The 26,708-nt window shown below is 74.2% G+C and carries 23 protein-coding genes and 1 tRNA gene; 14 read left to right on the forward strand and 10 right to left on the reverse strand.

What is annotated here, in order from left to right; translation table 11 throughout:
* The first annotated feature begins 339 nt into the window (after positions 1–339).
* Positions 340–1,734, forward strand: coding sequence for a serine/threonine-protein kinase (locus FXF65_RS09400; protein WP_148349309.1), 1,395 nt, complete (start codon positions 340–342; stop codon positions 1,732–1,734).
* Between the two features lie 163 nt (positions 1,735–1,897).
* Complete coding sequence (locus FXF65_RS09405) at positions 1,898–3,049, forward strand: acyl-CoA dehydrogenase family protein (RefSeq protein ID WP_148349310.1); 1,152 nt, start codon at positions 1,898–1,900, stop codon at positions 3,047–3,049.
* A gap of 20 nt (positions 3,050–3,069) precedes the next feature.
* Here FXF65_RS09405 and FXF65_RS09410 read toward each other — a convergent pair whose 3' ends face one another.
* Complete coding sequence (locus FXF65_RS09410) at positions 3,070–3,843, reverse strand: helical backbone metal receptor (protein WP_148349311.1); 774 nt, start codon at positions 3,841–3,843, stop codon at positions 3,070–3,072.
* A gap of 49 nt (positions 3,844–3,892) precedes the next feature.
* Positions 3,893–7,111, reverse strand: a complete 3,219-nt coding sequence (gene icmF, locus FXF65_RS09415; protein WP_148349312.1) for a fused isobutyryl-CoA mutase/GTPase IcmF — start codon at positions 7,109–7,111, stop codon at positions 3,893–3,895.
* Between the two features lie 53 nt (positions 7,112–7,164).
* On the opposite strand from icmF, the gene FXF65_RS09420 reads away from it, so the two are divergent.
* From FXF65_RS09420 to FXF65_RS09430, 3 genes are all read left to right on the forward strand, one after another.
* Positions 7,165–7,695 carry a MarR family transcriptional regulator gene (locus FXF65_RS09420; RefSeq protein WP_246198447.1) on the forward strand — a complete coding sequence of 177 codons (531 nt, stop codon included), beginning with the start codon at positions 7,165–7,167 and terminating at the stop codon, positions 7,693–7,695.
* Between the two features lie 107 nt (positions 7,696–7,802).
* Complete coding sequence (locus tag FXF65_RS09425; protein ID WP_246198448.1) at positions 7,803–8,603, forward strand: tryptophan 2,3-dioxygenase; 801 nt, start codon at positions 7,803–7,805, stop codon at positions 8,601–8,603.
* Complete coding sequence (locus FXF65_RS09430) at positions 8,593–9,924, forward strand: FAD-dependent oxidoreductase (RefSeq protein WP_148349313.1); 1,332 nt, start codon at positions 8,593–8,595, stop codon at positions 9,922–9,924. The genes FXF65_RS09425 and FXF65_RS09430 overlap by 11 nt, the downstream gene beginning before the upstream one ends.
* A gap of 7 nt (positions 9,925–9,931) precedes the next feature.
* On the opposite strand, the gene FXF65_RS09435 is transcribed toward FXF65_RS09430, so the two are convergent.
* Positions 9,932–11,353 (reverse strand): MFS transporter, encoded by a 1,422-nt coding sequence (locus FXF65_RS09435; protein WP_246198449.1) that lies wholly within the window; start codon positions 11,351–11,353, stop codon positions 9,932–9,934.
* 81 nt (positions 11,354–11,434) lie between these two features.
* Between FXF65_RS09435 and FXF65_RS09440 the strand changes: the two genes are divergently transcribed.
* Complete coding sequence (locus tag FXF65_RS09440) at positions 11,435–11,692, forward strand: hypothetical protein (RefSeq protein WP_148349315.1); 258 nt, start codon at positions 11,435–11,437, stop codon at positions 11,690–11,692.
* A 34-nt stretch (positions 11,693–11,726) separates the two neighbouring features.
* On the opposite strand, the gene FXF65_RS44450 is transcribed toward FXF65_RS09440, so the two are convergent.
* From FXF65_RS44450 to moaA, 3 genes are read right to left on the reverse strand one after another with little or no spacing between them, the layout of a single operon-like run.
* Complete coding sequence (locus FXF65_RS44450; protein WP_148349316.1) at positions 11,727–12,014, reverse strand: DUF6457 domain-containing protein; 288 nt, start codon at positions 12,012–12,014, stop codon at positions 11,727–11,729.
* 49 nt (positions 12,015–12,063) lie between these two features.
* Complete coding sequence (gene mobA, locus FXF65_RS44455) at positions 12,064–12,618, reverse strand: molybdenum cofactor guanylyltransferase (protein ID WP_148349317.1); 555 nt, start codon at positions 12,616–12,618, stop codon at positions 12,064–12,066.
* 6 nt (positions 12,619–12,624) lie between these two features.
* Positions 12,625–13,614, reverse strand: coding sequence for a GTP 3',8-cyclase MoaA (gene moaA / locus FXF65_RS09455; RefSeq protein ID WP_222868451.1), 990 nt, complete (start codon positions 13,612–13,614; stop codon positions 12,625–12,627).
* A gap of 140 nt (positions 13,615–13,754) precedes the next feature.
* Here moaA and FXF65_RS09460 point away from each other — a divergent pair, with 140 nt between their 5' ends.
* Positions 13,755–14,591: an alpha/beta hydrolase gene (locus FXF65_RS09460; RefSeq protein ID WP_148349319.1), complete on the forward strand. Its 837-nt coding sequence runs from the start codon at positions 13,755–13,757 to the stop codon at positions 14,589–14,591.
* A gap of 23 nt (positions 14,592–14,614) precedes the next feature.
* Here FXF65_RS09460 and FXF65_RS09465 read toward each other — a convergent pair whose 3' ends face one another.
* A complete protein-coding gene (locus FXF65_RS09465) occupies positions 14,615–15,808 on the reverse strand; it encodes an RtcB family protein (protein WP_148349320.1) in 1,194 nt (397 codons plus the stop codon).
* 90 nt (positions 15,809–15,898) lie between these two features.
* Positions 15,899–17,635 (reverse strand): GTP-binding protein, encoded by a 1,737-nt coding sequence (locus FXF65_RS09470; protein WP_148349321.1) that lies wholly within the window; start codon positions 17,633–17,635, stop codon positions 15,899–15,901.
* Between the two features lie 194 nt (positions 17,636–17,829).
* Between FXF65_RS09470 and FXF65_RS09475 the strand changes: the two genes are divergently transcribed.
* Both FXF65_RS09475 and FXF65_RS09480 read left to right on the forward strand, forming a co-directional pair.
* Positions 17,830–19,272: an MFS transporter gene (locus FXF65_RS09475; RefSeq protein WP_148349322.1), complete on the forward strand. Its 1,443-nt coding sequence runs from the start codon at positions 17,830–17,832 to the stop codon at positions 19,270–19,272.
* A 157-nt stretch (positions 19,273–19,429) separates the two neighbouring features.
* Positions 19,430–21,313 carry a propionyl-CoA synthetase gene (locus FXF65_RS09480; RefSeq protein ID WP_148349323.1) on the forward strand — a complete coding sequence of 628 codons (1,884 nt, stop codon included), beginning with the start codon at positions 19,430–19,432 and terminating at the stop codon, positions 21,311–21,313.
* A gap of 18 nt (positions 21,314–21,331) precedes the next feature.
* Here the strand turns inward: FXF65_RS09480 and FXF65_RS09485 are convergent, their stop codons facing one another.
* A complete protein-coding gene (locus FXF65_RS09485) occupies positions 21,332–21,643 on the reverse strand; it encodes a GlsB/YeaQ/YmgE family stress response membrane protein (protein WP_187412185.1) in 312 nt (103 codons plus the stop codon).
* Between the two features lie 138 nt (positions 21,644–21,781).
* The gene (gene selD, locus FXF65_RS09490; protein ID WP_148349324.1) at positions 21,782–22,789 is read right to left on the reverse strand and encodes a selenide, water dikinase SelD; all 1,008 of its coding nucleotides are present in this window, start codon (positions 22,787–22,789) and stop codon (positions 21,782–21,784) included.
* A gap of 211 nt (positions 22,790–23,000) precedes the next feature.
* On the opposite strand from selD, the gene FXF65_RS09495 reads away from it, so the two are divergent.
* From FXF65_RS09495 to fdhD, 5 genes are all read left to right on the forward strand, one after another.
* Positions 23,001–24,872 carry an AMP-dependent synthetase/ligase gene (locus FXF65_RS09495; RefSeq protein ID WP_148349325.1) on the forward strand — a complete coding sequence of 624 codons (1,872 nt, stop codon included), beginning with the start codon at positions 23,001–23,003 and terminating at the stop codon, positions 24,870–24,872.
* Positions 24,873–24,882: 10 nt separating this feature from the next.
* Positions 24,883–24,975, forward strand: a tRNA-Sec gene (locus FXF65_RS09500).
* A gap of 41 nt (positions 24,976–25,016) precedes the next feature.
* The gene (locus FXF65_RS09505; protein WP_148349326.1) at positions 25,017–25,253 is read left to right on the forward strand and encodes a DUF3099 domain-containing protein; all 237 of its coding nucleotides are present in this window, start codon (positions 25,017–25,019) and stop codon (positions 25,251–25,253) included.
* Complete coding sequence (locus FXF65_RS09510; RefSeq protein WP_148349327.1) at positions 25,250–25,876, forward strand: trimeric intracellular cation channel family protein; 627 nt, start codon at positions 25,250–25,252, stop codon at positions 25,874–25,876. Before FXF65_RS09505 ends, FXF65_RS09510 begins: the two co-directional genes overlap by 4 nt.
* 19 nt (positions 25,877–25,895) lie before the next feature.
* A complete protein-coding gene (gene fdhD, locus FXF65_RS09515) occupies positions 25,896–26,708 on the forward strand; it encodes a formate dehydrogenase accessory sulfurtransferase FdhD (protein WP_148349328.1) in 813 nt (270 codons plus the stop codon).

The following is a 26,708-nucleotide window of genomic DNA, read 5'->3' on the forward strand; positions in this document are numbered from 1 at the left end:
ATTGCCCCCGTATCCACCCGGCGCCGCTTTTCAATGTCCGGGGCCTTCTCCTGGGTCTTTCGCGAGAAGCCGATGACCCGCGCGTGACCCGCCGCCGACCGCACCCGGCCCCGACCGGCCCGTCCGCGGCGACCCGCCCCCGCACCCCGCGGCCATAAGCACATCCGGGCGGGAAGACAACCCCCGGCGGTGGCCTGGTCCGGCCAGAGGCCGAAACCCGGCGCGAGCGAACTTTTCGTCCTCCGTACTCGTGCGGCGCTCGCGCCGAGCCGAACCGGGCCCCGGCGCGTACTGCAGGACGCGACACACCCCACCGTCCCCACGCCGGGGGAGGTCCCCGTGAAACCAGGATTCCGCCTGGACGACCGCTACCGCATGGACCGCCGTCTCGGGCGGCCCGGCCCGGCGGAGGTGTGGGCCGCGCGCGACGACCTGCTCGCCCGGAGCGTCGCCGTCACCCTCGTCTCCGTCCCACGGGCGCGGCGGGACGTGCGGCGGCGGCTCGGGGACGCCGCCCGCGCCGCCGCCTCCCTCGAACACCCCGCCGTCGTCACCACCTACGACTACGGCGAGGCGGAGGGCGGCGACGGCGACGCGCTCGTCTACACCGTGACGGAGCTCCTGGACGGCGAGTCCCTGGCCGCGCGCCTCGCACGGGGCCGTCCGCCCGCCTGGGAGGCCGTGAGCGTCTGCGCGCAGGTCGCCGACGCACTGACCGCCGTCCACGCCTGCGGGATCGCACACGGCGATCTGAGGGCCGCGCAGGTGTTCCTCACCGCCGACGGGGTGAAGCTCATCGGCCTCGGCCTCTCCGGCGCCGTCGCGGGCACCGCCGACGAGGCCGGACCCGGCCCGGAGACCGATGCCGCGACCGATGCCGCGACCGATGCGGACGGGCCGCCGACGGAGCCGATCGCGCCCGGCCAGGCGGCGGACGTCCGCGCTCTCGGCCTGCTGCTCGCCGAGTGCCTGACCGGCGACCCGGAGTTCGGATCCGGCTCGGCCGCGGCGGCCGGAGTCCCCGCCGAGCTGGTCGAGCTGGCCGAGCGCTGCCGCGCCGCCGAGCTGGACGAGCGCCCGCAGGCCGCCGAGGCGGCCCGCGTCCTGGCCCTGAGCGCGGCGCGGACGGCGCGGCCGGTCCCGGACGCGTCCCGCTCCCCCGCCGCGCGCGGGTCGCGGTGGCGCGGGCTCGGCCGGACGCGCCGCGCGCTGCTCCTCGGCGGCGGCGCGGCGGCGGCGCTGGCGCTGGTCCTCGCCCCGCTCGCGGTGATCGTCTCGTCGCTGCCGGACTCGCAGCGCGCGGTGTCCCTGACGCCGCCGCCGGGCAGCACCGCCGCCGTCCCGCCGTCCGCCCCTTCGTCGGCCCCGCCGTCCGCCGCGCCGTCCGCCGCGCCGTCCGCTCCGGCGACCCGGTCGCCGGTTCCGCCCGCCCCGCCGTCGCCGATGGCCGTCCCGGCGGGGAGGCGCGCGGCGGCGGTGGACGCGCTCGCCCGGCTGCGCCGCGCAATCGACGTGGGCATCGCCGCGGGCGAGGTCGGGGTGCGGTTCGGCGGCGACTTCGCCACCCGGGTCACGACGCTGCTGAACGAGGTGGACGGCGGCGAGCCGGTGAGCCTCGGTCCCCGCGTCGCGGAACTGCGCGCGACCCTCGCCGGACGCGCCCCCGGCGACGTGGCGCCGGACCGCGCCGCACGCTTCACCCGGCTGCTCGCCGAAGTCCCCGCAGGCCCCTGACCCGCCGCGGCACTCGGCGACGGGCTCCGATGAGACGAACATCACAGCCGACGGGACGGCCTGGAATGCGGCCCACCGCGCTCACCTGATCCGTATTTGATTCTAGAATTCTGTTCGGGCTAGGTTGGCGACCCGTCGGGTCAGGCACTGAGAGGGGCACCGCGTGCGCCGCACCCTGTTCAACGAGGACCACGAGGCGTTCCGGGCGATGATCAGGTCGTTCGTCGAGGCCGAGGTCGCGCCCGTGTACGGCGAGTGGGAGGACGCCGGGCACCCGCCGCGCGACTTCTACCGCAAGCTCGGGGAGCTCGGCGTGCTCGGCGTGCAGGTGCCCGAGGAGTACGGCGGCGGGGGCGAGACCAGCTTCAAGTACCAGGCCGTCGTGTCCGAGGAGTGCGCCCGCGCCGGGGTGAGCTTCGGCGGCTACGGGGTGCACGTCAACCTCGTCCTGCCCTACCTGCTCAAGTACGGCTCGCAGGAGCAGCGGAAGCGGTGGCTGCCGCCGTTCGCGTCCGGCGAGATGATGACGGCGATCGCGATGACGGAGCCCGGCACCGGGTCCGACCTCGCCGGGATGAAGACCACCGCGCGGCTCGACGGCGACCACTACGTCCTGAACGGCGCGAAGACGTTCATCACCGGCGGCGTCCTCGCCGACCGGGTGCTCGTCGTCGCGCGCACCTCGCCCGCCGGGCCGGAGAACCGCCGGGCCGGGCTGTCGATCCTCGTGGTCGACACCAAGAGCGAGGGCTACGCCGTCGGGCGCAAGCTGGAGAAGATCGGGCTCCGCAGCTCCGACACCGCCGAGCTGTCGTTCACCGACGTCCGCGTCCCGGTCGAGGACCTCCTCGGCGAGGAGGGGCGCGGTTTCGAGTACCTCACCCACAACCTGGCCGAGGAGCGGCTCGGCATCGCGACCAGCTCGTACGCGTCCGCGGCGGCGGCCGTGGAGTTCGCCCGCAAGTACGTCCAGGAGCGGACGGTCTTCGGCAAGACGGTGTCGTCGTTCCAGAACACCAAGTTCGTCCTCGCCGAATGCGCCACCGAGGTGGAGGCGGCCCGCTCACTCGTGGACCGCTGCATCGAGGCCCTGGACGCCGGGGAGCTCACCCCCGCCGACGCCGCCGTGTGCAAGCTGTTCTGCACGGAGGTGCAGGGACGGGTCGTCGACAAGTGCCTCCAGCTGCACGGCGGCTACGGCTACATGCTGGAGTACCCGATCGCGCGCCTGTACGCGGACGCCCGCGTCACCCGCATCTACGGCGGCACAAGCGAGGTGCTCAAGACCATCATCGCCAAGGACCTCCAGGTCTGACCGGCCCCGGCGGCCGGCGGTCAGTAGCGGCGGGCGGCGGCGAGCTGCCGCGACAGGACGCCCGGCGCGTCCACCAGGGACGGGCCGTACCAGGTCAGGTACCGGCCGTCGACGAGCGCGACGTCGAGGCCGGGGAACGACTCGGGGCCGTCGTCCGCCGTGAAGCGGTAGGGCTCGTCCGGCAGGACGACGAGGTCGGCGCCCGCCGCGTTCAGCTCGTCCAGCGGGACCTTCGGGTAGCGCTCGGCGTGCCCCGCGTACACGTTGGACACCCCCAGCCGCGACAGCACGTCGCCGGTGAACGTGTCGCGCCCGACCACCATCCACGGCCGCCGCCACACCGGGACGACCGCTGCGCGCCGCCCGTCCGGCGCCACGTCCGACCAGGCGCGGGACGCCTCGTCCAGCCAGCCGGGCACCGGCACCCGGCACGCCTCTTCGAGGACGCGGCGCAGCGACGCCAGGGCCTCGTCCACGGTGCGGATCTCGGTCATCCACACCGGGACGCCCGCCGCGCGCAGCGCCGCCACGTCCGCCGGACGGTTCTCCTCGGTGTTGCCGAGCACGACGTCCGGGCGCAGTTCCACGATCCGCTCCACGTCGGGGTTCTTGGTGCCTCTGATTCTCGGCACGTCCAGCCCGGCCGTGTGGGTGCACCAGTCGGTCGCACCCGCCAGGAGACCGGGCGCGGTGACCGCGACCGTCTCGGTCAGCGACGGCACGATCGACACGACCCGCCCCACCCGCTCCGGAACGGGAACCGGAACACCGGTGTCGTCGACACCAGGGTTCATACGTGTCCCCTGTGGAGGGCGACCCCCCACGGCCCCCGGTTCGCTCCGCTCATACGTTGCGGCGGTACTGCCCGCCGACCTCGAAGAAAGCGTCGGTGATCTGCTGGAGGCTGCACACGCGGGCCGCGTCCATCAGGACTCCGAACACGTTCTCGCCCGAGCGGGCCGCGTCCTTCAACCGGGCCAGCGCGTCCTCGGACACCCCGGCGTGCGTCTGCTGGTAGGCGTGCACGCGGTCCAGCTGGGAGCGCTTCTCGTCCTCGGTGGCGCGGGCCAGCTCGATCGTGTCCGGCGTCCCGTCCCCGGCGCCGGGGGCGCGGAACGTGTTGACGCCGACGATCGGCAGGGAGCCGTCGTGCTTGCGCTGCTCGTACAGCATCGACTCGTCCTGGATTCGGCCGCGCTGGTAGCCGGTCTCCATCGCGCCGAGCACGCCGCCGCGCTCGCTGATGCGGTCGAACTCGGCGAGGACGGCCTCCTCAACCAGGTCGGTGAGGTCGTCGATGATGAACGACCCCTGCAGGGGGTTCTCGTTCATCGCGAGGCCCCACTCGCGGTTGATGATGAGCTGGATGGCGAGGGCCCGCCGCACCGACTCGGCCGTCGGGGTCGTGACGGCCTCGTCGTAGGCGTTGGTGTGCAGGCTGTTGCAGTTGTCGTAGATGGCGATGAGGGCCTGGAGCGTCGTGCGGATGTCGTTGAAGTCCATCTCCTGCGCGTGCAGGGAACGGCCGGACGTCTGCACGTGGTATTTGAGCTTCTGGCTGCGCTCGTTGGCGCCGTACCGGTCGCGCATGGCCACTGCCCAGATGCGGCGGGCGACACGTCCGAGGACGCTGTACTCCGGGTCCATCCCGTTGGAGAAGAAGAACGACAGGTTGGGCGCGAAGTCGTCGACGTCCATTCCGCGCGCCAGATACGACTCGACGTAGGTGAACCCGTTGGCCAGGGTGAACGCGAGCTGGCTGATGGGGTTCGCCCCGGCCTCGGCGATGTGGTACCCGGAGATCGACACCGAATAGAAATTGCGGACCTTGTTGGCGATGAACCATTCCTGGATGTCGCCCATCATCCGCAGTGAGAACTCGGTGGAGAAGATGCAGGTGTTCTGGCCCTGGTCCTCTTTGAGGATGTCGGCCTGAACGGTCCCGCGCACGGTCGAAAGCACTCGCGCCCGGACGGCGGCGGCCTCCTCCTCGGTCGGCTCCCGCCCGTTCTCCTCGTAGAAGGCGTCCAGACCCTGGTCGATGGCGGTGTTGAGGAAGAACGCCAGGATCGTGGGCGCGGGGCCGTTGATGGTCATCGACACCGACGTCGTCGGCGAGGAGAGGTCGAACCCGTCGTAGAGGGCCTTCATGTCGTCCAGCGTGGCGATCGACACGCCGGACGTGCCGACCTTGCCGTACACGTCAGGACGCTCGTCCGGGTCGCGCCCGTATAGCGTCACCGAGTCGAACGCGGTGGACAGCCGCGTCGCGGGCTGCCCCTCCGACAGGAGCTTGAAGCGCCGGTTGGTGCGGAACGGGTCGCCCTCGCCCGCGAACATGCGCGCCGGGTCCTCGTTGTCGCGCTTGAAGGGGAACACCCCGGCGGTGAAGGGGAACCGCCCGGGCAGGTTCTCGTTGCGGAGGAACCGCAGCAGCTCGCCGTGGTCGGTGAAGCGCGGCAGCGAGACGCGCGGGATCCGGCTGCCGGACAGCGACTCGCGGGTCAGCTTGGTGTGCAGTTCCTTGTCGCGGATGCGGACGACCTGCTCGTCGCCCGAGTACGCCTCGACGACGGCAGGCCACTCGTCGAGCAGCGCGGCGTTCGCCGGGGCCACGTCGCGGCGGGCCTTCTCCAGCAGCGTCTCGACCTCGGCGCCGTCGGTCAGCTCGGCGCGCACCTCGTCCAGCCGCTGGACCCGCCGCGCCGCCGCCATCTGCGCCTCCGTGTCGGCGTGGTAGCCGCGCACGGTGTCGGAGATGTCGGACAGGTACCGCACCCGGCCGGGCGGGATGACGGTCGCCGCACTGGTCGAGACCTTCGTCGCAACATCCGGCAGGGCGCCGTCCGCCAACCGGAGGCCGTGCTCGCCGAGGAGCCCGCCGAGGTGCTGGTAGAGCGCGGTCACGCCGTCGTCGTTGAACGTCGCGGCGCTGGTCCCGAACACGGGCATGTCGTCGGGCCTCTTCCCGAACGCCTCCCGGTTGCGGACGAGCTGGCGCCCCACGTCGCGCAGCGCGTCGGCCGCGCCGCGCCGCTCGAACTTGTTGATCGCGACCGCGTCGGCGAAGTCGAGCATGTCGATCTTCTCCAGCTGGGACGCGGCGCCGAACTCGGGCGTCATCACGTACAGCGACACGTCCACCAGCGGGACGATCGCCGCGTCCCCCTGCCCGATGCCGGGCGTCTCCAGGATGACGAGGTCGTACCCGGCGGCCTTGCAGGCGTTGACGATGTCCTCGATGTTCGCGGGCAGCTCGCGGGCGCCGCGGGTGGCGAGGGAGCGGAAGAAGACGCGGTCGCCGTCCAGGGAGTTCATCCTGATCCGGTCGCCGAGCAGCGCGCCGCCGCCGCGCCGCCGCGTCGGGTCGACCGCGATGACCGCGACCCGCAGCCCGTCCCGCTGGTCGACGCGCAGCCGCCGCACCAGCTCGTCGGTGAGGGACGACTTGCCGGAGCCGCCCGTCCCGGTGATGCCGAGCACGGGGACGCTCCGCCGCCCGGCCGCCTCCGCGAGCAGCGCGCGGTCGGCGGCGGGGAGCTTGCCGGCCTGGAGGCAGGTGATCGCGCGGGCGAGGGCGCGCCGCTCCCCCGCGACGACCTGGTCCGCCGGGACGGGCTCGGCGGCGAGGTCGACGTCGCACTCCCGCACCAGCTCGTTGATCATGCCGGGCAGGCCGAGCCGCTGGCCGTCCTCGGGCGAGAAGATCCGCACCCCGGCGCCGGACAGCCGCGCGATCTCCTCGTGGACGATCACCCCGCCGCCCCCGCCGAACACCTTCACGTGCTCGGCGCCGGCCTCCTTCAGGCTGCGCGACAGGTACTCGAAGTACTCGACGTGCCCGCCCTGGTAGGAGCTGATCGCGACGCCCTGCGCGTCCTCCTCCAGGACGGCGTCGACCACGTCGCGGACCGCGCGGTCGTGCCCGAGGTGCACGACCTCCGCGCCCTGCGACTGCAGGATGCGCCGCATGATGTTGATCGCCGCGTCATGGCCGTCGAACAGCGCCGCCGCCGTCACGAACCGCACCGGGTGCTCCGGCGCGTGCAGGTCCCCCGTCACCGTCTCCACCTCGACCCTTGGACATCCAATATTTGGAAGTTAAAATAGTTTGCGTGCGCCACCAGGTCAAGACCACATACGGTGGGGCGGTGCCCGACACCCCCGACCCGATCGCCGAAGCCCACCGCCAGTGGAGCGCCCGCTGGCCCGAGCACGCCGACCACATGGCCGCCGTCACCTCGGTGATGCGGGCGCAGCAGCTCCTGCTGAGCCGGATCGAGGCCGTCCTCAAGCCGTACGGGCTGACGTTCGCCGCCTACGAGGCGCTGCGCCTGCTCGCCTTCTCCCGCACCGGAACGCTCCCGATGGGCAAGATGGGCACCCGGCTCATGGTGCATCCCGCGTCCGTCACCAACGTGATCGGACGGCTGGAGCAGCGCGGCCTCGTCGGCCGCCGGTCCTGGCCGGACGACCGCCGGGTCGTGCTCGCCGGCATCACCCCGGCCGGGCGCGAGCTGGCCGAGGAGGCGACGCTCGCGCTGAACGAGGCCGGGTTCGGCATCCCCGACCTGCCCGCCGAGCGGGCCGCCGACATCACCGCCGCGCTCCGCGCCGTCCGCGTCTCCGCGGGCGACCTCGACTAGCGTCCCGCCCCGCGGCCTTCGGGCGTTCATGGACTCCCCCTGCCCGGTCGTCCGGAAACGGATCCCATATCCTGCGGATCACACGACGGCGTGGGCGAGGAGGCGTGGTGGCGGATTCGCGGGCTATGACGTACGGCGGCTATCTGCGGCTCGATGATCTTCTGGACTGCCAGGACCCGCGGACCCCGGCCCATGACGAGATGCTGTTCGTGATCATCCATCAGGTCTACGAGCTGTGGTTCAAGCAGATCCTGCACGAGGCGGCCCTCCTGCAGCGCCGCCTTGAGGACGGCAACAGCGCCGGGTCGCTGCACACCGCGCGCCGCATCGCCAAGATCCTCAAGACGGTGGTCGGGCAGCTCGACGTCCTGGAGACGATGACGCCCCGCCAGTTCGCCGCGTTCCGGGACGTCCTCGGCAGCTCCAGCGGCTTCCAGAGCGAGCAGTTCCGGGAGATCGAGGCCGTCCTCGGGCGGCGCTCCTTCCCCGCCTCCGACCTGCGCGGCGACGAGCGGCTCCAGGCGGCGGTGGCGCGCCCGTCCATGTTCGACTCGCTGCTGCGCTACCTCGTCGTGCACGGGTACGAGGTGCCGCCCGAGGCCGTCGAGCGCGACACGTCCCGGCCGTGGGAGCCGGACGAGTCGGTGCAGAAGGCGCTGCTCGCCGTCTACGCGGACGAGTCCGGCCCCGCCGCCGAGGTGTGCGAGGGCCTCGTCGACGTCGACGAGGGCGTTCAGGAGTGGCGGTACCGGCACCTGAAGATGGTCGAGCGGACGATCGGCGCGAAGATCGGCACCGGCGGCTCGGCGGGCGCCGACTACCTGCGCCGCACCCTGTTCGCGCCCGCGTTCCCGGACCTGTGGGAGGTCCGCTCCCGGACCGAGGAGGCCCCCGTCCATGGCGCGTGACGGTTCCGCCCCGCCTCTCGGCGGCGGCGAGCGGGTCGCGATCGTCGGCGCGGGCCTCGCGGGCTGCCTGCTCGCGGTGCTGCTCGGCCGCCGCGGCGTGCCGGTGACGGTGTACGAGCGGCGTCCCGACCCGCGGATCGCGGGCGCCGAGCGCGGCCGGTCGATCAACCTCGCGATCTCCGCGCGCGGCCTCGCCGCGCTGGAGCAGGTCGGCCTGCGCGACCACGCGCTCAAGCAGGCGCTGCCCATGCACGGGCGGATGGTGCACCCGGCGCGCGGCGCGCAGAACTTCCAGCCCTACAGCGCGGACGGCGAGCGCGCCATCAACTCCATCAGCCGCGGCGAGCTGAACCGGGCCCTGCTGGAGACCGCGGACGGCACGCCCGGCGTGACGCTGCGGTTCTCCCAGCGCGTCGTCGGCGTCGACGCCGTCGCGGGGGCGGTCCTGCTGGAGGGGGCCGACCCCGAGCCCGCGGACGTCGTCCTCGCCGGGGACGGTGCGTACAGCGCCGTCCGCCGCTCCCTCGGCCTGGACGAGGACGCCGACTTCCTGGCGCACGGGTACAAGGAGCTGACGATCCCGCCGCGGGACGGCGGGTTCGCGCTCGACCCGGACGCGCTGCACATCTGGCCGCGCGGCACGTCCATGATGATCGCGCTGCCGAACCTCGACCGGTCGTTCACCTGCACCCTGTTCTGGGACAAGGACGACTTCGCCGCGCTCGACACGCCGGAGAGGGTCACGGCGCGCTTCGAGGACGAGTACCCGGACGTCGCGGGCCTGATCCCGGACCTCGTCGACGACTTCGCGCACAACCCGGTCGGGTCGCTCGTGACCGTCCGGTGCTGGCCGTGGACGCGGTACGGCGACGGCGCGGTCGTGGCGCTGCTCGGGGACGCGGCGCACGCGATCGTCCCGTTCTTCGGGCAGGGCGCCAACTGCGCGTTCGAGGACTGCATCGAGATCGACCGGTGCCTCACCGAGACCGGCGGCGACTGGGCCCGCGCCCTGTCGCTCTACCAGGAGCGGCGCAAGGCCAACACCGACGCGATCGCCGAGATGGCGCTGGACAACTTCGTCGAGATGCGCGACCGCGTCTCGTCCCGGGTGTACCGGGCGAAGCAGGCGGCGACGCACGCGCTGGAGCGGCGGCTCGCGGGCCGGTACGCGTCCCGGTACGAGCTGGTGTCGTTCTCGACCGTCCCGTACGCGGAGATCCCCGCGCGGATCCGGCGGCAGAACCGCGTCCTCGGCCTGGCCGTCGCGGGCGCGGCGGGCGCGCTCGGGCTGGCGGGCCTCCTGCGCCGCCGCAGGGCTTGAGGAGGGGCTAGCGGGCGGCGCGGCGGGTCGCGAGCAGGTCGGCGACGGCCGCCGCCAGCGCCGCCAGCACGAACCCGAGGATCACGATCAGGCCGTGCCGGAACGAGGCGGCCCAGTCGCCGCGCGTCCCGGCGAGGGCGGCGAAGAACACCGACCCGACCGCGGCGATGCCCGTCGCGGTCCCGACCCGCTGCCCGGTCTGCAGCACGCCCGCCGCGCTGCCGCCCTCGGTGTAGTGCACCTCCGACAGCGTGATCGTCTGGTTGGGCGCGATCACGAGGCCGCTGCCGAGCCCCGCGAGGAGCAGCGGGCCCGCCGTCGCCCACGCCACGCCCCGGCCGGGCTCCAGCTCGACCGCGACCCACGCGGCGGCGAGCCCGATCACGACGATGACGAGCCCGGCGGCGACGAGCGGGCGGCCGAACCGCGCGACGACCCGTCCCCCGGCGGCGGACGCGACGCCCGACCCGACCGCGAACGGCGTGATCGCGAGGCCCGCCTCCAGCGCGCTGTAGTGGAGGCCGTTCTGCAGGTAGAGGGTGAAGATGAAGAAGATCGCGGTGAACCCGGCGAAGTACAGCAGCGCGATCGCCGTGCCGAGCGCGTAGGAGCGGAGCCGGAACAGGGCGAGGTCGACCATGGGCGTCGCGGCGCGCCGCTCCCACGCGGTGAACAGGGCGATCAGCACGGCGCCCGCGAGGATCAGCAGCCACTTCAGGTCGCCGTGCCAGCTCTGCTCCTGGACGAGCGGCAGCAGCACGCACACCACGCCCCCGCCGAGCAGCAGCACGCCGAGCGGGTCGAGGCCCTGCCGCTCCCCGTAGACGGGAGCGGGCAGCAGCCGCCACGCCAGCACCAGCGCGATCACGCCGACCGGGACGTTGACGTAGAACACCCAGCGCCAGCCCTCGTGGGAGCCCGCGATGGCGATCAGCCCGCCGCCGAGCAGCGGCCCGACGGCGGTCGCGATGCCGATGACCGCGCCGAGCGCGCCGAACGCCCGGCCCCGCTCCGCGCCCCGGAACAGCTGCTGGATCAGCCCCGCGACCTGCGGGTTCAGGATGCCGCCCGCGACGCCCTGGACGAGCCTCGCCAGCACCAGGAACAGGATCGTCGGCGCGATCCCCGCCGCGGCGCTCGCCAGCGTGAACAGCGCGAGCCCGGACATGAACACGGCGCGGCGGCTGCGCGCGTCGCCGAGCCGCCCGGACGGCACGAGGACGAGGCCGAACGTCAGCGCGTACCCGGACAGGATCCACTGGAGCTGGGCGTCGGAGGCGTCCAGGCCGTCCCGGATCGACGGCAGCGCGACGTTGACGATGCTGACGTCCAGCAGCGTCATGAAGGCGGCCACGAGGCAGACCGACAGCGCCTGCCAGCGCCGCCGCCGCGTCTCGCGCTCGTCGGAGTCGGTCGCCTCGGTCGGCACGGCAGGCTCCTTTCCGGCGATCACGGGACGAAACGCCGGGGCGCGCGGCCGGGCCCGGGCGCACTGTGGAACAGTTGCGCCATGCCCGACTCCGGCCAGGGGGCCGTCCCCGACGAGACGCAGCGCGACGAGATGCAGTGTTCGGCCAAGGGCTGCCGCGCGGACGCCGTGTGGGCGCTGCGCTGGAACAACCCGAAGATCCACACGCCGGACCGGCGGAAGGTGTGGCTCGCCTGCGACGAGCACCGCGAGAGCCTGTCGGCGTTCCTCGGCCGCCGCGACTTCCTGAAGGACGTGGTCCCGGTCGCCGACCTCGACGCGCCCGCCGACGGCCGCTGACCGTCGTCCGGGCAGGGTCGGCCGGGACGGCGGCTCAGGCTTCGCCGAGCACCCGCTCCCCCGCGGGACCGGGGACGTCGGGCGTCCCGGCGGCGTCCGGCCAGCCCTCGGCCATCTCGGTGAGGCGGGCGGCGGCGTCCCGCGCGGGCGCGCCGCGCCCGACCGCGAGGCCGAGCAGGTAGGCGGTCAGCGGCGCGCCCGGGCGGGCGACGCCGTGCGCGACGTCGCGGGCCAGGTCCAGGACGAGGTCGCGGTCGATGTCGCCGCGGTCGAGGCCCAGTTCGAGGCAGGCCGCGTTGATCCAGTCCTCCAGCATCGACATGGGTCCTCCTTGTGGCGTCGTCCGGGCGAATCTGCCCGTTCTCGTCGGATCAAAGCAGGCGGCGGGCGGCGGCGAGGTCGTCCGGGGTGTCGCAGTCGTACCAGGCGGGACGCGGCTCGGCGGGCAGCGCGACATGGGCGGGACCGAGCGGCCCGAGCAGCCCGCGCAGGGACGCGCCGCCGTACGCGCCGAGCGCCTCGCGCAGCGCGGCGGCGTCCCAGCACCCGGCGAGCCACTGCTCACGGCCCGCGCCGTCGACCAGCACGGCCCCGGCGCGCCCGGCGGCCGCGTCGAGCAGGCGGGCGACGTGCCCGGGACGCAGGAACGGCAGGTCGGCCGCCAGCAGCGCCAGCCACGGCGAGCGGACCTCGGCGAGCCCGGCGCGCAACGCGGGCACCGGCCCGGCCCCCGGCGGGTCCTCCCGGACGAGCACGGCCCCCGGCAGGACGTTCCGCGGCGGCCCCACGACGACCAGCCGGGACGCCCCGCCCGCGGCGGCGGCCGCCCACTCGACCAGCGTCCGGCCGCCGACGGACGCGGCGGGCTTGTCGGCGCCGAACCGCCGGGCCCGCCCCCCGGCCAGCACCACGGCGTCGAAGTCCACCGGACGTCAGCCGCCGATCGCGGACATCGGCCGCGCGGGCTGCAGGAACGACGGGTCGTCGATGCCGTGCCCGGCGCGCTTGCGCAGCACCGCCTTCCGCCACCGGTCGGCCAGCTCGGGGTCGTCGGCGCCGCCGCGCAGCGCGTCCCGCAGGTTCGACTCCTCGGTGGCGAACAGGCAGTTGCGGACCTGGCCGTCGGCGGTGAGCCGCACCCGGTCGCACGCGCCGCAGAACGGCCGCGTCACCGACCCGATGACGCCGACCGTCGCCGGGCCGCCGTCGACCGTGAACGTCTCGGCGGGCGCGCTGCCGCGGTCGTGCGCGGCGTCCGGCGCGAGCGCGAACGCCTCGGACAGCCGGTCGAGGATCTCGTCGGCGGTGACCATGCCGGAGCGGGTCCAGCCGTGCTGGGCGTCCAGCGGCATCTGCTCGATGAACCGGAGCCGGTACCCGCGGTCGAGGCAGAACCGCAGCAGCGGGACGGCCTCGTGGTCGTTCACCCCGCGCATCAGCACGGCGTTGACCTTGACCGGCTCCAGCCCGGCCGCCCGCGCCGCCGCGAGCCCCTCGAGGACGTCGTCGAACCTGTCGCGGTGCGCGAGCCGCTTGAAAGTGGCACGGTCCAAGGTGTCGAGCGAGACGTTCACCCGGTCGAGCCCGGCCTCCGCCAGCGGCGCGGCCAGCCGGTCGAGGCCGATGCCGTTGGTCGTCAGCGAGATCTGCGGGCGCGGCTCCAGCTCCGCCGTCCGCCGAACGATGTCCGCCAGCCCGCGGCGCAGCAGCGGCTCCCCGCCGGTGTAGCGGACCTCGGTGACCCCGAGGTCGCGGACGGCGAGCCCCACGAGCCTGACCACCTCGTCGTCGGTCAGCAGCTCCGGCTTCGGCAGCCAGTCGAGGCCCTCGGGCGGCATGCAGTACGAGCAGCGGAGGTTGCAGCGGTCCGTGAGGGAGACCCGCAGGTCCGTCGCGGTACGGCCGAAGGTGTCGACCAGCACGGGGGCCCCTTCCTGCTGACCGGCGCCCGTCCCGCGGGCCGCCGGGGAATGCGGTCGGTCCCCCCAGACTATTGCCGCGGTTGACGATCGGTCGCATCGCGGGAGACCGTGACAGTCCGTAGATCAGCGGAGGGGATCCCGTGACGGCCGTACGCGAGTGGGAGTTCGCCGGGACGCGGGGCGCCGTCTCCGCCCGCATCTGGACGGACGGCGCAGAGCCCCGCTACGCGGGCGAACCCCGGTACGCCGCCGTCCTCGTGCACGGCTACGGCGAGCACCTCGGCCGCTACGACCACGTCGCGGACGCCCTCGTCCGGCACGGCGCCGTCGTCTGCGGCCCCGACCACATGGGGCACGGCCGCTCGGCGGGCGAGCGCGTGCTGGTCGAGGATTACGACGACGTCGTCGCCGACCTGCACACCGTCGTCGAGGCGGCACGCGAAGACCATCCCGACCTGCCCGTCGTGATGGTCGCCCACTCCATGGGCGGACTCATCGGGGCCCGGTACGCCCAGCTGCACGGCGGCGTCCTCGCGGCGCTGGTGCTGTCCGGGCCGGTGCTCGGCCACTGGCACGTCGTCGACGCCCTGCTCCCCCTGGACGAGATGCCCGACGAGCCGATCGACACGTCCCTGCTGTCGCGGGACCCGGCCGTCGGAAAGGCGTACGCCGCCGACCCGCTCGTCTGGCACGGCCCGTTCAAGAAGACGACCGTCAGGGCGCTCGACACCGCGCTGCGCCGGGTCAACGAACAGGGCTCCCTCGGCGATCTGCCGGTGTTCTACGTCCACGGCGCCGCCGACGAGATCGTGCGCCCGCCCGACACCCGCATCGGCATCGAAGCGATCCGAGGCCCCGCCCTGACCGAGCACTTCTACCCGGGCGCCCGCCACGAGGTCTTCAACGAGACGAACCGGGACGCGGTCCTGACCGACGTGACCGCCTTCATAGACCGCGTCCTCGGCCGTCCCCTCTGACCGTCCTTCTCAGCCCCTTACGCTCAGCCCTTCACGCAGATGAGCTGCCGTAGGTGGGCTGCTACCTCCACCAGGTCGGACTGCTCCTCGATGACCGTCTCCAGGTCCTTGTAAGCGCCGGGGATCTCGTCGATGACGCCGGTGTCCTTGCGGCATTCGACGCCGCGGGTCTGCTGGATGAGGTCTTCCACGGTGAAGCTCTTGCGGGCCTTGTTGCGGCTCATCTTGCGGCCCGCGCCGTGCGACGCCGAGTTGTACGCGGTCTCGTTGCCGAGGCCGCGGACGATGTAGGTGCCGGTCGCCATCGACCCCGGGATGATGCCGAGGTCGCCGCGTCCGGCGCGGATCGCGCCCTTGCGGGTGACGAGCAGCTCCACGCCGCCGTACTCCTCCTCCGCCACGTAGTTGTGGTGGCAGGAGATGACCTGCTCCCAGCGGCAGCGCTTCTCGCCGAACCGCTTCGTCACGACGTTCTGCGCGAGCGCGAGCATGACGGCGCGGTTGCGGCGCGCATACTCCTGCGCCCAGAACAGGTCGTGCCGGTAGGCGTCCATCTTCGGGGTGCCGACGACGAACACGGCGAGGTCGTTGTCCGGGAGGTCCTGGTTGTGCGGCAGCTTGCGGGCGGCCTCGATGTGCTGCTCGGCCAGCTCGTTGCCGATGTTGCGCGACCCCGAGTGCAGGACGAGCCAGATCGCGCCGTCGTCGTCCGCGCACAGCTCCAGGAAGTGGTTGCCGCCGCCGAGCGTGCCCATCTGCTGGTGGGCGCGGCCGAGGCGGGACCGGACCGCCGGGTGCAGGTCGTCGAACGCCTTCCAGAAGTCGTACCAGCCGCGTTCCTTCAGGTTCGGCAGCGCGGACGGGTCGACGGCGCTCTTGTGCGAGCCGCGCCCGACCGGGATCGCCTTCTCCAGGCGGCTGCGCAGGCCGGACAGGTCGTCCGGCATGTCCTCGACGGTGAGCGTCGACTTCGCGGCGGTCATCCCGCAGCCGATGTCGACGCCGACGGCCGCCGGGGACACCGCGTCCCGCATCGCGATCACCGAGCCGACGGTGGCGCCCTTGCCGTAGTGGACGTCGGGCATCACCGCGAGGCCCTCCACCCACGGCAGGGCGGAGACGTTGCGGAGCTGGTCGAGGGCGAGGTCCTCGACGGTGGCGGGGTCGGTCCACATCCGGATGGGAACGCGGCCGCCCTTCAGAGTCTGGTACGGCATGCCTTCTCCTTGATCGACGGGAACCGAACCGTGATCTATGACGCCAGAGCGTCCGGCCGCGGTTCAACCGGTTTATTCCCCGCCGAAGGGTCAGGAACGGCGGCGCTCGGTGAGGCCGAGCCCGCCGAGATGGCGCAGCAGCGCGGCGGCGACACGGCGGCTGGTCGACAGTGCCTCCGCGGCCTGACCTGGGGTGAAGGGTTGAGGCAGCGCGGACAGGACGCGCAGCGCCGCCTCCTCCGCGCCCTTCGGCAGGACGATCTCGTCGGCGTCCTTGTCGGCGTCCTTGTCGGCGTCCTCGTCGTCGGAGGCGATCCGCAGGACGGCGCCCGCGCGCACCGCGTCGTCGAGGGTCTCGCCGGTGAGCCCGAGCTCGTCCAGCCGCTCGGCGGACGGGACGGCGAACGGCGCGTCCGCGAGGTCGGCGCGCAACCGCCGTACCGGGGCCTCCCAGGCGGGAGCGGGCGCGGGGGCCGGGGCGGGGCCGTGGACGCGGCCCGCCTCCACGCGCAGCGGCGGCCGGACGAGCGCCTCCACGAGCTGCCGCGCCGGGAGCCCGAGCCGCAGCCGGGCCGTCTCCAGCGGGACGCCAGGGGCGCGCGGGCTCCGCGTCGCGTGCCGGACCGCCTCCTCGGCCAACCGCTCGAACAGCGACCGCCAGTGCGCCGGGTCGGCGAGCCACCCGCCTTCCAGCGCGACGGCGTCGGGCGGCGGGGCGCAGCCCATCAGCGCCAGCTCGGACCGGCGGAGCACGCCGTGCCTGCGCAGCACGAGCGCGCCGTCCGGGCGGTCGGGCCAGGACGCCAGCTCCCGCGCGCGGGCCGCGCCCGCGCCGCGCCCGACGAGGGTCGGCGGCCGGACGTCCAGCACGCTCACCCCGGCGATCGAGCGGCGCTCCGGGTCGCGCAGCGCCCCCGCGTCGCCGAGGTGCAGCGCGAGCCGCGTGTTCAGCGTCAGCCGGGCGGTGTCGGGGCCGAGCGGCAGCAGCCGGACCGGGACGGCCGCGGACCCGACGTGCAGGGTCATCCGACGCGCCAGCCGCCCGGACGCCTCGCCGTTCCGGGTGCGGACGTCGACGCTGGTGGTGTGGGTCCAGGCGCCCGGGGTGACGAGGGCCATCCCGGCGTCGACGCGCCCCGCCTCGCGCAGGGTCAGCACGACCCGGGACACGCCCTCGACCGAGTCGCGGGGCTCGCCCGCGCAGCCGATCGTGCGGACGCGGACGCGCTCCCCGGCGGGCATGAGCAGCAGCTCGTCGCCGACGGCGACCGTCCCGGCGGTGAGGGTGCCGGTGACGACGGTCTGCCGCCCGGCGGTGAACGCGCGGTCGATCCACAGCCGGACCGGGGCGGCGGCGTCCGGGACGGGCAGCCGCCCGGCGAGCCGGTCGAGCGCGGCGGCCAGCTCGTCGATCCCGGCGCCGGTCCCGGCGCTGACGGCGACGGTCTCGACGCCGCGCAGCGCCGTCCCGGCGAGCCGCTCGCGGGCCTGCCGGAGCGCGAGCTTCGGGTCGGCGGCGTCGGACCGGGTGACGGCGAGGACGCCGAACCGGGCGCCGAGCGCGGCGAGCGCGTCCAGGTGCTCCTGCGAGCGCGGCATCCAGCCCTCGTCCGCGGCGACGGCGAACAGCACGGCGGACGCGGGCGCGGCCGCGGCGAGCATCGCCGGGACGGACCGCTCGTCGCCGGGAGCGTCCACGAACGCGACGCGGCGCCCGGACGGCAGCTCCGTCCACGCCTCGGGCTCCTTCGTGTCCCTGCCGGTGAGGGCGCGCACGAGCGCGGACTTGCCGTGCCCACCGTGGCCGGCGGTGGTGACGACCTGCATCAGCGTCCTTTCCGGGGCGGGACGCAGCGGGCCCCGCGAGGGAGGCCGGTACAGGGGTGGCGCAGACGAAGGTCCACGGAGGGCAAGCCTAGGGAGGCGCGACGCCCGCGCAAAACCGGGCCGGGCCCGCGCCGACGCGGCGTCCGGCATATCCGTACAATTTACTTAAGCTAAGTAAATTTATGGAGGTTCGGATGACCGGCGCCCCGACCAAGGCGCGCGTGACCGCGGGGCGTCCGGACCCGGGCCCCGCGCGCACCGGCCGCACGCTCCTGGCGCTCGCGGTGGCGGGGATGGTCGTGTCCGTGCAGCAGACCCTCGTGCTGCCGCTGCTCCCCCAGCTCATGCGCGCGTTCGACGCCCCGATCACGGACGTGACCTGGGTGTTCACCGCGTCGCTGCTGGCCGGGGCGGTCGCCACGCCGCTGCTTTCGCGGTTCGGCGACCTGTACGGCAAGAAGCGGATGATCATGCTGGCGCTGGTCCTGCTGCTCGCCGGGTCGGTGGTGTGCGCGCTGTCCGGGTCGCTCGCCGTGCTGATCGCCGGGCGCGCGATGCAGGGCGTCTCGTCCGCGATGATCCCGCTCGCCATCGGCATGATCAGGGACACCTTCCCGCGGGAGCGGATCACCACCGCGATCGGCATCGTCAGCGCCACGATGGGCGTCGGCGGCAGCGCCGGGATGATCGTGACCGGGCTGATCGCCGCGCGCACCTCCAGCCACCACCCGGTGTTCTGGATCGCCGCCGCGCTGTCGGCCGCCGGGCTGGCGCTCGTCGGGGCGGCGGCGCGCGACGTCGGCGCCCGGCCGGGCGGCCGGCCCGACTTCGCGGGCGCGGCGCTGCTCGCGGGCTGGCTGCTGTGCCTGCTGCTCGGCATCAGCCAGGGCAACGCCTGGGGCTGGACGTCGCGCGGCGTGCTCGGCTTCTTCGCGGCGGCGGCGGCGCTGTGCGCGGCCTGGGTCGCGGTCGAGCGGCGGGTCCGCGCGCCGCTGGTGCGGCTGAGCCTGCTCGCGGGGGCGCGGTCGCTGTCGGCGAACGTCGCGTCCGCGCTGCTCGGCTTCTCGATGTTCGCGGCGTTCACGCTGATCGCGGGGTTCGTGCAGGCGCGTCCGGACGACGTCGGCTACGGCCTGTCCGGCTCCGTCCTCGACGTCGGCCTCTACATGCTGCCGAGCACCGTCACGATGCTGGTGTTCTCCACGATGGCGGGGCCGATCGCCGCCCGGATCGGCCCCGCCTTCACCCTCGCGGTCGGGTCGGCGTTCGCCGGGCTGTGCTACGGGTGGCTCGCCGTGTCGAACTCGCACGGCTACGACATGCTGGCGTTCAGCGCGATCCAGGGCGTCGGGTTCGGGATCGCGTACGCGGCGCTCGGGACGCTCGCCGTCCAGCACGTCCCGATGGACCAGAGCGGCATCGCCTCCGGGGTCAACTCCCTCGTCCGCGTGACCGGCGGCAGCATCGCGGGCGCGGTCACCGCGTCGATCCTCGCCGGGCGGGTCATCGCCGGGACCGAGATGCCCACCCTCGGCGCCTACGAGCTGTGTTTCTGGATCGTCGCGGCGGGCGCCGTGCTGGCCTCCGCGGTCGCGGTGGGGCACGGCCTGCGGCACTCCCGGGCCGTCCCGGCGTAGCGCGCGCCGCGGCCGGGCGGCGGCGCGGGGCCTTGACGAACGGGCCCCGCGGCAGGCCCTATAGGGGATGCGGCCCGAATCGGGAGATCGGGGGCCGCACCGCCGGACGGGCCTAATCGCAGCGCGGGGCCAGGGACCCGCCACCGGGAGGGACGACATGGGCGCCTACGCGGCCGCGTACGAACGGAGCATCGCCGACCCGACCCGCTTCTGGGGGCTGGCCGCGCGGGACGTGCGCTGGCTCGTCCCGCCGGACCGGGTGCTGGACGACGGGGCGCCCCCCTTCTACCGCTGGTTCACCGGCGGCGAGCTCAACACCTGCGACAACGCCCTGGACCGGCACGTCGAGGAGGGCCGCGGCGACCAGGCCGCGCTGATCTACGACAGCCCCGTCACCGGCACCGTGCGGACCTACACGTTCCGGGAGCTGACCCGCCTCGTCGCCCGGTTCGCCGGGGCGCTGCGGGCGCAGGGCGTCGACCGGGGCGACCGGGTCGTGCTGTACCTGCCGATGATCCCCGAGGCGGTCGTGGCGATGCTGGCGTGCGCGCGGCTCGGCGCGGTGCACTCGGTGGTGTTCGGCGGGTTCGCGGCGCGGGAGCTGGCCGTCCGGATCGACGACGCGCGGCCGAAGGCCGTCGTGTCGGCGTCGTGCGGGATCGAGGGCGGCCGGGTCGTGCCGTACAAACCGCTGCTCGACCGGGCCCTGGACCTGGCCAAGCACAAGGTGGAGCGGTGCGTGATCCGGCAGCGCGAGCAGCTGCACGCCGACCTCGTCCGGCCGCGGGACGTGGAGTGGGACGAGGCCGTCGCCGCCGCCGAGCCCGCCGACTGCGTCCCGGTCGCCGCCACCGACCCGCTGTACATCCTCTACACGTCCGGGACGACGGGGCGGCCGAAGGGCGTCGTCCGCGACAACGGCGGGCACGCGGTGGCGCTGCGCTGGTCGATGGAGAACGTGTTCGGCGTCGGGCCCGGCGACGTGTTCTGGGCGGCGTCCGACGTGGGCTGGGTCGTCGGCCACTCCTACATCGTGTACGCGCCGCTGCTCACCGGGTGCACGACCGTCCTGTACGAGGGCAAGCCGGTCGGGACGCCCGACGCGGGCGCGTTCTGGCGGGTCGCCGCGCGGCACCGGGTGAAGGCGCTGTTCACCGCGCCGACCGCGATCCGCGCGGTGAAGAAGGAGGACCCGGAGGGCGCGCTGCTCGCCGGGCACGACCTGTCCGCGCTGGACACGCTGTTCCTCGCCGGGGAGCGGCTCGACCCCGACACCTACCGGTGGGCGGCGCGGGTGCTGGACCGTCCGGTCGTCGACCACTGGTGGCAGACCGAGACGGGCTGGCCGATCGTCGCGAACCTGCGCGGGCTGGAGCCGATGCCGGTCAAGCCCGGGTCGCCCTCGGTGCCGGTGCCGGGCTACGACGTGCGGGTCCTCGGCCCGGACGGGTCCGCCGTCCCGCCCGGCGAGGACGGCGACATCGCGATCCGGCTGCCGCTGCCGCCCGGCACCCTCCCCACCCTCTGGCAGGACGACGAGCGCTTCGTCGAGTCCTACCTCACGAAGTACCCCGGCCACTACCTGACCGGCGACGGCGGCCACCTCGACGAGGACGGCTACGTCTGGGTGATGGGCCGCACCGACGACGTGATCAACGTGGCCGGGCACCGGCTGTCCACCGGGACGATGGAGGAGGTCATGGCCGCCCACCCTGCCGTCGCCGAGTGCGCGGTGATCGGCGTCCGGGACGCGCTCAAGGGGCAGGTGCCGCGCGGGCTGGTCGTGCTCAAGAGCGGGGTCCTCGCCGAGCCGGGCGAGGTGTGCGCGGAGCTGGTGGCGATGGTCCGCGACCAGGTCGGGCCGGTCGCCGCGCTGAAGGAGATCACGGTCGTCGGCGCGCTGCCGAAGACGCGGTCGGGCAAGATCCTGCGCGGGGTGATGCGCGGCATCGCCGACGGGGAGGACGTGAACGTCCCGTCCACGATCGAGGACCCGGACGTCCTGGACGAACTGCGCCCCGTCCTGCGCAAGGCCCCCTAGGAGCCCTTGGAGGACGCCCTAGGGCGCGTGGGGCGGGCGGGGCCGTCTCGGCGGCGGAACGATCCGCTTCGGCCAGCACACCGCCACCAGGAACACGCTCGCCACGGCGATGCCGAGCTGGAGGAGGAACTCCCAGAAGCTCCAGCCGTTCCAGCCGCCGCTTCCCAGGCCGAACACGTGGGCGAGGCCGGTCCCGGCGAACGCGGCGACGACGCCGACCGCGACCGTGCACCAGACCGGCATGGTCTCCCGGCCCGGCGCGACCAACCGTCCCAGCACCCCGACGACCGCGCCAAGCACGACGGCCGCGGCGAGCCCCCCGACGCTCATCTCGTCCCCTCCGCATCCCAGGGCGGCGAACACCCGGTCAAGGGAAGCCCTACCCGGAGTATCGGTCCCGACACGAGCCCGCCGATCAGTCGCGCCCCGGGCAAAGTCCAGGGCGCGCGGACCGAGGGCGGGGCGCGGTCAGCGGACGATGAGCGCGCGGCGCTGCCGGGCGACCAGCTCGCCGATGACGGGCGCGCCCGAGATCTCGCCCGCGATCAGCAGGCCGCCGGAGACCTGCGCGTCGGCGAGCAGCAGCCGCTCCTCCTCGGCGATCCGCCGGAAGTCGGTGTGCGGGGACACCCACGACAGGTTCCGCCGCGTCCCGCCGGGGACGAACCCGTGCCGCACCGCCGAGCGGGCGCCGTCCAGGTACTCGACGGCGGAGGCGTCCACGACGGCCGTGACGCCGCTCGCCCGCGCCAGCTTGTAGAGGTGGCCGAGCAGCCCGAACCCGGTGACGTCGGTGGCGCACGCGACGCCGCGCTCCAGCGCGGCGAGCCCGGCCGCCGCGTTCAGCGCGGTCATCGTGTCCACGGCGTGCGCGAACACCTCCCCGGTCGCCTTGTGCCGGGCGTTGAGGACGCCGACGCCGAGCGGCTTCGTCAGCGTCAGCGGGACGCCGGGACGGCCCGCGTCCAGCCGCAGCAGCCGGTCCGGGTCGGCGACGCCGGTGACGGCGAGGCCGTACTTCGGCTCGGGGTCGTCGACGCTGTGCCCGCCCGCGATCGCGCAGCCGGCGAGCGCGGCGACGTCCCGGCCGCCGCGCAGGACCTCGCGGGCGAGCTCGGCGGGCAGCGCGTCCACGGGCCAGCCGAGCAGGTTGAGCGCCATCAGCGGCTCGCCGCCGATCGCGTACACGTCGGACAGCGCGTTCGCGGCGGCGATGCGGCCCCAGTCGTAGGCGTCGTCGACGACGGGGGTGGAGAAGTCGGCGGTGGACACCACGGCCCGGCCGCCGTCCATCCGCAGCACCGCGGCGTCGTCGCCGTCCTGGCCGCCGGCGAGCAGCTCGCCGTCGCGGTCGGCGGGGCCGCCGCCGGTGAGGCCGGCCACCACGCGCTCCAGCTCCGCCGGGGGGATCTTGCTGGCGCAGCCGCCGCCGTGCGCGTACTGCGTGAGGCGGGCTGCCGGGGCGAGGCGGGTCACCGGAAAATTTAACGCACAACTACCTCAAATGATCAACAACCGGACAGTACGGGTCCGGTCACGACGGGCGAGATCCGCCGCGACCGGCGCGCAACCGGGGTCCGACCTGGGACGGAATCGGGCCGGGGGGTTGTCCGAACCTCGTTCGGCATGATGCGATTCCCCTCTGCAAGTCTTCACTTACATTCGGGAACCGACAGCGAGGGGCGACATGGGCATCCAGGAGCAGCGGCGCGGCCTCGACCCGGCCGACCTCGACCTGACCGGCCGCGACCAGGCCGTCGCGGAGCGGACGGTCTGCACCACGCTCGCCGCGACCGCCGAGCGGCACGGCGGCAGGCCCGCCTACTCCGACCGGATCGGCGCCGAGTGGCGGACGCTGACCTGGGCCGAGACCCGGACGCTGGCGCTGGAGACGGCCGCCGGGTTCGCCGCGCTCGGGCTGGAGCCGGGCGACGCGGTGGCGCTGATGATGCCGAACCGGTCCGAGCACGTCCTCGCCGACCTCGGCGCCGTCCACGCGGGCGGCGTCCCGACGACCGTGTACGGGACGCTCGCGCCCGACCAGATCGCGTTCGTCGCCGGGGACTGCGCGGCCCGGTACGCCGTCCTGGACGGGAAGGCGCAGCTCGACCGCTGGCTGCCGGTGCTCGACCGGCTCCCCGGGCTCCGGACGGTCGTCGTCGTGGACGCCGACGCCTGCCCGCCCGGCGACCGCTTCCTCACCTGGGACGCCCTGACCGCGCTCGGCCGCGAGCGGCTCGCCGCCGACCCGGCCGAGGTCGACCGCCGCTGGCGGGCCGTCGCGCCGGACGACACCGTCACGCTGCTCTACACGTCCGGGACGACCGGCGACCCCAAGGGCGTCCTGATCACGCATTCGATGGTGCTGCACGAGGCGGAGATGGTGCGGCGGACGTCGGTGCTGCCCGACCACCCGTCCGGGGTGTCCTACCTTCCGTTCGCGCACATCGCCGACCGGGTGCTGAGCTACTACCTGCCCGTCGGGCTCGCCTCGCACGTCCACTTCTGCCCGGACCCGGCCCAGCTCACGACGGTCCTCGCCGAGGTCAGGCCGCACTCGTTCTTCGGCGTCCCGCGCGTCTGGGAGAAGATCATGGCGGGGATCCAGGCCGTGCTGGCGGCCGAGCCGGACGAGGCGCGCAAGCGGGCCGTCGCCGCCGCGCTCGACGCGGGCCGCGCGCACGTCGCGGCCCAGGAGTACGGCAACGCCCCCACGCCGGAGGTCACCGCCGCGTTCGAGGCCGCGGACACGGCCGTCCTGACCCCGATGCGCGCCCTGCTCGGGCTGGACCGGGTGCGGCAGGCGTCCAGCGCCGCCGCGCCGCTGCCCGTCGAGGTCGCCCGGTTCTTCGCCGGGCTCGGCATGAAGATCTTCGACGCCTACGGAATGACGGAGACGACCGGCGCGATCACCGCGAACCTGTCCGACTCGTTCAAGCTCGGCACGGTCGGGCGCCCGTTCGACGGCGTCGAGCTGCGGCTCGCCGCGGACGGGGAGATCCTCGTCCGAGGCGCGACCTGCTCGCCCGGCTACCTGAACCGCCCGGCGGCGACCGCCGACCTCATCGACCCGGACGGCTGGATCCGGACCGGCGACGTCGGCCGCCTCGACGCGGACGGCTTCCTCACCGTCGTGGACCGCAAGAAGGAGCTGATCATCACGGCGGGCGGGGAGAACGTCGCGCCGTCCCTGGTCGAGAACCACCTGAAGGAGCACCCGCTGATCGGCCAGGCCCTCGCGTTCGGCGACCGCCGCCCCTACGTCGTCGCGCTGATCACCCTGGACGGCGAGGTCGCCCCCGTCTGGGCCGCCGCCCACGGGGTCGACACCGCCGACCTGGCGGCGCTCGCCGAGCACCCGATCGTCCTGGCGGAGGTGGGGAAGGCCGTCGAGGACGCGAACGCGCGGCTCGCCCGCGTCCAGCAGGTCAAGCGGTGGCGGCTGCTGCCCGCCGAGTGGACGGCCGAGAGCGAGGAGCTCACGCCGACGCTCAAGCTGCGGCGGCGGGTCGTGCACGCCAAGTACGCGGCCGCCCTCGACGGCCTGTACGACCGCTAAGATCACCGGCGGAGGCGTGTGAGCGCCTGGTGGCCTCCCCGGCCTTCAAAGCCGACGGTCCCGAGGATCTCGGGACGGCGGGTTCGATTCCCGTACGCCTCCGCTCCCCCGTGCCGCGCCGGACGCGCGACGTAACGTGAGGGTATGAGGCGGCGCAAGGTGGCGTACGGGATCATGATGGGGATCTGCCTCACCCTGCTCGTCCTGGCATGGGCGGTGGTCCGGCGGTACTCGCACGAGGCCGCGTTCGCGATGTCCATGGCGGCGCTCGTGATCCCGCCGTTCGCGGTCATCGTGGCGAACTGGAACATCGACCGCACTGACGACTCGGACCGCGCCGACGACTCGAACCGTTCCGACCGCATGGACCGCCGCGGGTGAGCGGGCCGGCCGTCGCGTCGGCGCTGGACCTCGCCGGGATCTTCGTGTTCGCGGTGTCCGGCGCGCTAGCCGCCGTCCGGCAGCGGCTGGACGTCGTTGGGATGGTGGTGCTCGCCGGGATCACCGCGCTCGGCGGCGGGATCGTCCGCGACCTGATGATCGGGGCGGTGCCGCCCGCGGCGTTCACCGACCTCGGCTACGTGCTGGTGCCGCTCGCCGCGTCCGCGCTGGTGTTCTTCTGGCATCCGCAGGTGACGCGGCTGTTCCCGGCGGTGCTGCTGTTCGACGCGGCCGGGCTCGGCCTGTTCTGCACGACCGGGACGCTCAAGGCGCTCGACCACGGCCTGTCGCCGGTGCACGCCGTGCTGCTCGGCGTCGTGACGGCGGTGGGCGGCGGCGTCCTGCGCGACGTGCTGGCCGGGCACATCCCGAGCGTCCTGTACGACCGGCAGCTGTACGCGCTGCCCGCGCTGCTCGGCGCCGCCGCCGTCGCCGCCGCGGACGCGGCCGACCTGCACGGCGGCGCCGTCACCGCGGGCGCGGCCGTCATGGCGTTCGCGATGCGGGTGCTCGCCATGCGGTACGGCTGGCGGGCGCCCCTGCCGCGCGGCGTTCCGGACTGAACCGGGTACCGTAGCCGGCATGGGGCGGATCACCGTGCGCAGGCCCGTGCTGAAGCTGACCACCTCCGGCGCGCGGGGACGGCGTCCCGACACGCTCGCCGTCGAGGAGCCGCTGGAGATCCGCGTCGCGGGCAAGCCCCTCACGATCACGATGCGCACCCCCGGGCACGACTTCGACCTCGTGGCCGGGTTCCTCGCCGCCGAGGGCGTGATCGGCTCCGCCGCCGACCTCGCGACCATGCGCTACTGCGCCGACACCGACGAGCAGAACACCCTGGACGTGGCGCTCGGGCCCGGCGTCCCGCCCCCGGACGAGTCGATGACCAGGGCGTTCACGACGACCAGCGCGTGCGGGGTGTGCGGCAAGTCGAGCATCGAGGCGCTGCGCGACGACCGCCCGTACGACGTGGCGAGCGATCCCGTCAGGCTGACGCCGGACGTGCTGGCCGCGCTCCCGGGCCGACTGCGCAAGGCGCAGCGGGTCTTCGACCGGACGGGCGGCCTGCACGCCGCCGGGCTGTTCGACGCCGACGGCGAGCTGCTCGCGCTGCGCGAGGACGTCGGCCGCCACAACGCGGTCGACAAGGTCGTCGGCTGGGCGCTGCGGCAGGGGCGGCTGCCGCTGACTGGAACGGTCCTCATGGTGAGCGGGCGGGCGTCGTTCGAGCTGACGCAGAAGGCGATGACGGCGGGCGTCCCGGTGCTGGCGGCGGTGTCGGCGCCGTCGTCGCTGGCCGTCGACCTCGCCGAGGACGCGGGCATGACGCTCGTCGGCTTCCTGCGCGGCGAGACGATGAACGTCTACACCGGCGCCGAGCGCATCGCCCTCTGA

Source organism: Actinomadura syzygii, assembly GCF_008085905.1.
In the GTDB taxonomy this organism is placed as follows: domain Bacteria; phylum Actinomycetota; class Actinomycetes; order Streptosporangiales; family Streptosporangiaceae; genus Spirillospora; species Spirillospora syzygii.

Bases quoted from the DNA above. Each gene is read 5' to 3' on its own strand.
- FXF65_RS09410 (WP_148349311.1), bottom strand. From the start codon at position 3,843: ATGAACCCTGGTGTCGACGACACCGGTGTTCCGGTTCCCGTTCCGGAG.
- FXF65_RS09430 (WP_148349313.1), top strand. From the start codon at position 8,593: ATGGCGCGTGACGGTTCCGCCCCGCCTCTCGGCGGCGGCGAGCGGGTC.
- FXF65_RS09440 (WP_148349315.1), top strand. From the start codon at position 11,435: ATGCCCGACTCCGGCCAGGGGGCCGTCCCCGACGAGACGCAGCGCGAC.
- FXF65_RS44450 (WP_148349316.1), bottom strand. From the start codon at position 12,014: ATGTCGATGCTGGAGGACTGGATCAACGCGGCCTGCCTCGAACTGGGC.
- FXF65_RS09465 (WP_148349320.1), bottom strand. From the start codon at position 15,808: ATGCCGTACCAGACTCTGAAGGGCGGCCGCGTTCCCATCCGGATGTGG.
- FXF65_RS09470 (WP_148349321.1), bottom strand. From the start codon at position 17,635: ATGCAGGTCGTCACCACCGCCGGCCACGGTGGGCACGGCAAGTCCGCG.
- FXF65_RS09475 (WP_148349322.1), top strand. From the start codon at position 17,830: ATGACCGGCGCCCCGACCAAGGCGCGCGTGACCGCGGGGCGTCCGGAC.
- FXF65_RS09480 (WP_148349323.1), top strand. From the start codon at position 19,430: ATGGGCGCCTACGCGGCCGCGTACGAACGGAGCATCGCCGACCCGACC.
- FXF65_RS09485 (WP_187412185.1), bottom strand. From the start codon at position 21,643: ATGAGCGTCGGGGGGCTCGCCGCGGCCGTCGTGCTTGGCGCGGTCGTC.
- FXF65_RS09495 (WP_148349325.1), top strand. From the start codon at position 23,001: ATGGGCATCCAGGAGCAGCGGCGCGGCCTCGACCCGGCCGACCTCGAC.
- FXF65_RS09505 (WP_148349326.1), top strand. From the start codon at position 25,017: ATGAGGCGGCGCAAGGTGGCGTACGGGATCATGATGGGGATCTGCCTC.
- fdhD (WP_148349328.1), top strand. From the start codon at position 25,896: ATGGGGCGGATCACCGTGCGCAGGCCCGTGCTGAAGCTGACCACCTCC.